The 5,573-nt window shown below is 73.4% G+C and carries 5 protein-coding genes; 4 read left to right on the forward strand and 1 reads right to left on the reverse strand.

Translation table 11 applies throughout. From position 1 onward, the window contains the following. Positions 1-212: 212 nt before the first annotated feature. The 4 genes from AAHM41_RS38470 to AAHM41_RS38485 are packed head-to-tail and all read left to right on the forward strand — an operon-like array spanning position 213 to position 4,923. A complete protein-coding gene (locus AAHM41_RS38470; RefSeq protein WP_342241918.1) occupies positions 213-1,736 on the forward strand; it encodes an ABC transporter substrate-binding protein in 1,524 nt (507 codons plus the stop codon). Beyond that, positions 1,737-2,675 (forward strand): ABC transporter permease, encoded by a 939-nt coding sequence (locus AAHM41_RS38475; RefSeq protein ID WP_342241919.1) that lies wholly within the window; start codon positions 1,737-1,739, stop codon positions 2,673-2,675. It abuts the gene before it with no gap. Beyond that, positions 2,672-3,484, forward strand: coding sequence for an ABC transporter permease (locus AAHM41_RS38480; protein WP_342241920.1), 813 nt, complete (start codon positions 2,672-2,674; stop codon positions 3,482-3,484). Before AAHM41_RS38475 ends, AAHM41_RS38480 begins: the two co-directional genes overlap by 4 nt. Next, entirely contained in the window at positions 3,481-4,923 is a 1,443-nt protein-coding gene (locus AAHM41_RS38485) for an ABC transporter ATP-binding protein (protein ID WP_342241921.1), read from the forward strand. Before AAHM41_RS38480 ends, AAHM41_RS38485 begins: the two co-directional genes overlap by 4 nt. On the opposite strand, the gene AAHM41_RS38490 is transcribed toward AAHM41_RS38485, so the two are convergent. Beyond that, on the reverse strand, positions 4,920-5,573 hold a 654-nt coding region (locus tag AAHM41_RS38490), incomplete at its 5' end, for a metFprotein (RefSeq protein ID WP_342241922.1). The two genes, AAHM41_RS38485 and AAHM41_RS38490, sit on opposite strands and share 4 nt — an antisense overlap.

Genomic DNA, 5,573 nt, shown 5'->3' on the forward strand with positions numbered 1-5,573 from the left:
AGACCCCTCCCCCCTGCCCCCTCCCGCAAGGGGAGGGGGGACTAAAAAGCGGCGGGCTTCAGCTTTTGAAAAGGTCTCGTTGCGGGAGAGGTGACGCGAAGCCGCCCGCTCCCTAAGCCTGAGCAGCGGGCTGAAGCCCCCAATCCCGCTGTTGACCTTTTCATCTACTCGCTCCAGAAGGTGTTAAGATATAACATTCTCGGGAGATCGGGATGCGGATCGCGCGTGTTCTCGCCGCGGCCGGGGTGGCGTTCGGGCTCCTGGCCGGCATCGCTTCGGCGCAGGAGCGGCCGCTCAAGGTGGTCGGCCCCTGGGAGATCGCCGGGATCGACCCGGCGCAGTCGGGCTACATCTTCAGCCGCATGCAGGTGGCCGAGACCCTGGTCACGGCCGATCCGACGGGCACCCTCGCCCCGGCCCTGGCCGAATCCTGGTCCGCCGGCGATGACGGGCTGACCTGGCGCTTCCGGATCCGCGGCGGAGCCGTCTTCCACGACGGCTCCCCCGTCACAGCCGAGGCGGCGGCGGCCAGCCTGCGGCGGGCCCGGGCCGGAGCCGGCATCCTGTCCCAGGTGCCGATCGCCGATATCACCACTGACGGCGGCGACGTCGTCATCCGGCTGGAGCGGCCCTTCGCCGCCCTGCCCGCCTTCCTGGTGAACTACGGCACGATCATCCTCGCCCCCGCCTCCTACGACGACTCCGGCCGGGTCGCCCGGATCATCGGCTCGGGCCCGTACCGGGTGAAGGCGTTGACGCCGCCCCTGAAGCTGGAGCTCGAAGAGGCTGGCGGCTGGTGGGGCGGCGAGCCCGGCATCCGTGAGGTGCAGTATCTCGCCGTCGGCCAGGGCGAGACCCGGGCGCTGATGGCGGAGAGCGGCGAGGCCGACCTGGCCTTCTCCATGCTGCCGGTCTCGGTGGCGCGGCTGAAGCGCGACCCCGATCTCGACGTGCGCAGCGCCACCATCCCGCGGACCCGCCTGCTGAAGCTGAATGCGGCCTCGCCCTTCTTCGACGACGCGCGGGAACGCCGGGCGCTGAGCCTCGCCATCGACCGCGCCGGCATCGCCAAGGCGATCCTGCGCAACCCCGACCTGGCCGCGACCCAGCTGTTCCCGCCCACCCTGTCCGGCTGGCACGTTCCCGACCTGCCGCCGCTGCGACGAGACCTGGAGGAGGCGCGTCGGCTGCTGGCCGAGGCCGGGTGGACGCCCGGCGGCGACGGCATCCTGGAGCGGGACGGCCGGCGCTTCAGCCCGACCCTGATCACCTATTCGAACTGGCCGGAGCTGCCGCCGATCGCCACCGCGCTGCAGGCCCAGCTCCGGGAGGCCGGCATCGACCTGAAGGTCTCGGTCGGCAACAGCTCGGAGATCGTCAGCCGGCACCAGGACGGCACGCTGGAGATCGGCCTGGTCTCGCGCCTCTACTCCATCGTCCCCGATCCGATCGGGGCGCTGGTGCAGGACTATGGGCCGAAGGGCGGCGACTGGGGCGCGATGGGCTGGTCCGACCCGGAGCTGCTGGGCATCGTCAACCAGCTGATGGCGGCCAGCGACCCGGACCGGCAGCAGTTGCTGCGCCGGCGGGCCGCCGAGATCCTGCAGGAGCAGCTGCCGGGCATCCCGGTCACCTGGTCCGAGCTCGCGATCGTCGCCAACAAGCGCATCACCGGCGTGGAGGTCGATCCGCTCGAGGTGAACTACCGTCTCGCCTCGATCCGCTGGGCAGACTAGATGAGACGGCTCCTCCTCGCCCGGCTGGGCCAGGCCGGCCTGGTGGCGCTGGTCGTCGGCGCCCTGTGCTTTGTGCTGATGCGCGTCCTGCCCGGCGACCCGGCGATGCGGATCGCGGCCGGCCGCTACGGCCCCGACGCGATGACCGCGGAGTCGGCGGACAAGGTGCGGGCCGAGCTCGGCCTCGACCGGCCCTGGCCGGCCCAGTTCGCCGACTGGATCGCCGACCTGGCCCGGCTCGACCTCGGCCGCTCCCTCGTCACCGGGGCCCCGATCGTCGAGGAGCTGGCGGTCCAGCTCGGCTATTCGCTCTGGCTCGCGGCCGCGGCGCTGGGGCTGTCGCTGCTGGTCGGGCCGGCGCTCGGCGTCGCCGCCGGCCTGCGGCCGCAGGGCTGGGCCGACCGGCTGGGGCTGGCCGGCTCGGTGGCCCTGCGCGCCCTGCCGCCCTTCGTGCTCGGCCTCGTGCTGATGCTGGTCTTCGCCAGCCGGCTCGGCTGGCTGCCGCCCGCCGGCTTCGGGACATGGCGGGAGATCGCGCTGCCGGCGCTGACCCTCGGCCTCGGCCTCGCCGCGGTGTCGAGCCGGGTGACGCGGGACGCGGTCGCCGGCGTCGTGACGTCGCCCTGGTTCGCCTTCGCCCGCCACAAGGGGCTGTCTGAGGCGGTGGCGGTGCGCCGCCACGGCCTGCGCAACGCGGCGATCCCCGTCGTCTCCTATCTCGGGCTGCAGGCGATCTACCTGGTCGAAGGCGTCGTCGTGGTCGAATCGATCTTCGCCTATCCGGGCATCGGCCACGCCCTGGTCCACGCCATCATCGAGCGCGACGTCCCGATGGTCCAGGGCACCGCCCTGGCCATGGGCCTGATCTTCGTCGCCATCACCGCCGGGGTCGACGCCGCCACCGCCTGGCTCGACCCGCGCCCGAGGACCGCGCGATGACTCCGGCCCTCGCCTCCCCTTCCCCGCGCCTCGCCACACCGCGCGCCCTGGGCGGCACGCTGCTGCTGGCGCTGGCGGCCTTCGCTGTGCTCGGCCCCTGGCTGATCGAGGCCGATCCCGCCGCGCAGGATCTGGGCGCCAGCCTGGCGCCGGCCGGCGGCGACTATCTGCTCGGCGCCGACCATTACGGGCGCAGCCTGCTGGCCCGGCTGGCCCATGGCGCGCGCCTGTCCTTCGGCATGGCCGTCCTGACCATGGCGACGGCGGCCGTGCCCGGCGTGCTGCTCGGCCTCGCCGCCGCCTGGCGCGGCGGCTGGGTGGAGCGGCTGGCCGACCTCGCCTCGACCATCGTCCTGGCGCTGCCCGGGCTGATGCTGGTCCTGCTGCTGCTGGCCTTCGCGCCCGGGAATTTCGGGCCGCTCTATCTCGGGCTGGCGCTGACGCTGTGGGTCGAGTTCTACCGCGTCACCCGCGCCGCCGCGGCGACGGTCCTGAAGCAGCCGCATGTCGAGGCCGCGTCCCTGCTCGGCTTCGGCCCGGGCTACATCCTGCGCCGCCACGTCCTGCCCGTGATCGCCCCGCTGATCGGCACGCTCGCGGCCTTCGCCATGGCGACCGCGATCATCGCCATCTCGACCCTGAGCGCGATCAGCGTCGGCCTGCAGCCGCCGACGCCGGAGCTCGGCAGCATGATCGTCGAACTGCTGCCCTACTACGCCGAGGCGCCGGTGCATGTGCTGCTGCCCGCCGCCCTGATCGTGCTGCTCGTCCTCGGCCTGCAGCTCGTCGCCCAGAGGAGTTCCCGATGACCGGTCTTTCCATCTCCGGGCTCGGCGTCGCCTCGGCAACCGGCCCCGTCGTCACCGACGTCTCCCTGTCGCTGCAGCCCGGCCGGCCGCTGACCCTGCTGGGCGAAAGCGGCTCCGGCAAGTCCCTGGTCGCCCAGGCGATCATGGGCACGCTGCCGCCGGAGCTGCGGGCCGCCGGCACGATCCGCCTCGACGGCGCCGACCTGCTCGCCCTGCCGCCGGCGGAGCGCCGCAAGCTCTGGGGCCGCGCCATCTCGCTCTTGCCGCAGGAGCCCTGGCTCGCCCTCGATCCGACCATGCGCGTCGGCGCCCAGGTGGCGGAGGTGCACCGCTTCGTGCATCGCCGCCCCCGGGCGGAGAGCGAGGCGCGTGGCCGCGAGCATCTGGCGGAGGTCGGGCTCGACGGTGCCGGCGCGCTCTACCCGTTCCAGATCTCGGGCGGCATGGGCCAGCGCGTGGCGATCGCCATCGCCCATGCCGGCGGCAGCCGGCTGCTGATCGCCGACGAGCCGACCAAGGGCCTCGACGCCCAGCTGCGCGACGGCGTCGTGGCGCGGCTGAAGCGGGAGGTGGAGGCCGGCCGCCTGCTGCTCACCATCACCCATGACGTCGCGGTCGCCGAGGCGCTCGGCGGCACCGTCGGCGTGATGCTGGACGGCCGGATCGTCGAATCAGGCGCGGCCGAGACCGTGCTGCGGGCGCCGGAGCACGCCTACAGCCGGGCGCTGCTCGCCGCCGATCCGCGGCGCTGGCCCGATCGCGCGCCCCGGCCTTCCGGCGGCCCGGTCCTGGCCGGCCGCGGCCTGGCCAAGGCCTTCGGCCCCCGCCGGCTGTTCACAGGCGTCGACATCGAGGTGCGGGCCGGCGAGATCGTCGCCGTCGCCGGCCCCAGCGGCTGCGGCAAGACCACGATCGGCAACATCCTGCTCGGGCTGGCCGCCCCCGATGCCGGCACGGTCGAGCGGCCGGGCGGCCAGCCGCGGCTCAGGTTTCAGAAGCTGTACCAGGACCCGCCGGCCGCCTTCGTGCCGCACCAGCCGATCCGCCGGGGCCTGCGCGACCTGGCCCGGCTGCACCGGCAGCCCTGGGACCGGGTGACCGGGCTGATGGCCCGGCTGCGCCTTGCGGACACCCTGCTCGACCGCCTGCCGGGCCAGGTCTCGGGCGGCGAGCTGCAGCGCTTCGCCCTGCTGCGGGCGCTGCTGCTCGATCCGGTGTTCCTGTTCGCGGACGAGGCGACCTCGCGCCTCGACCCGGTGAGCCAGCGGGAGGTGCTGGAATTCCTGCTCGAGATCGTGTCGGAGACCGGGCTGGGCGTGCTCCTGGTCACCCACGACCTCGCCCTCGCCGAGAAGCTCTCGACCCGGGTGCTCAGGCTGGCCGGACCGGACGAGGATGCCCCGGTGCGCGGCGCGGCGGAGCTGGCCTTGACGGCTTAGTCCAGCGCTTCGTCCATGGCGAAGCCGCCGCGGCCGTCGAGGGTGAAGCGGCCCTCCTGCATCGCCTTGACCCAGCGGGCCGAGCGCTCCAGCCCGCCGAAGGCGAACAGGTGCAGCTGGGCGATGCCGCAATCCGGGTCCTTGGCCCGGTAATCCGCCAGCTCGGTCAGCAGCTTGTCGGGCACCGACACCGAGGCCAGCTTGGCGATGTTCATCGCCTGCCGGGTCAGGAACCGCATCGACGGCCCGACGCCGCACATCGCGGCATAGTGGATCAGGCTCTTCAGCTTGGCCGGGCCGGCCAGGCCGAGATGGATCGGCAGCGCGTTGCCGGCGCGGCGCAGCTCGCGGTCCCAGGCGATGATCGCCTCGGCGTCGAAGCAGAACTGGGTGGCGATGTACAGATCGGTGCCGGTCGCCCTGGCGTAGGCATTCTTCTCGGCGACCGAGCGGGCGATCTCCTCGGCCGGGATGTCCTTGCTGCCCTCGGGATGGCCGGCGACGCCGATGGTCTTGACGCCATGCTGCTGCAGCAGGCCGGTCTCCAGCACCTGCATGGTGCGGTCGAACGGCCCGACGGGCGTCGACACGCCGCCGCCGATCACCAGAACCCGGTCGACCCCCGCCGCGCCGGGGCGGCGGGGGGGGGG

Source organism: Inquilinus sp. OTU3971, assembly GCF_038440215.1.

Bases quoted from the DNA above. Each gene is read 5' to 3' on its own strand.
- AAHM41_RS38470 (WP_342241918.1), top strand. From the start codon at position 213: ATGCGGATCGCGCGTGTTCTCGCCGCGGCCGGGGTGGCGTTCGGGCTC.
- AAHM41_RS38475 (WP_342241919.1), top strand. From the start codon at position 1,737: ATGAGACGGCTCCTCCTCGCCCGGCTGGGCCAGGCCGGCCTGGTGGCG.
- AAHM41_RS38480 (WP_342241920.1), top strand. From the start codon at position 2,672: ATGACTCCGGCCCTCGCCTCCCCTTCCCCGCGCCTCGCCACACCGCGC.
- AAHM41_RS38485 (WP_342241921.1), top strand. From the start codon at position 3,481: ATGACCGGTCTTTCCATCTCCGGGCTCGGCGTCGCCTCGGCAACCGGC.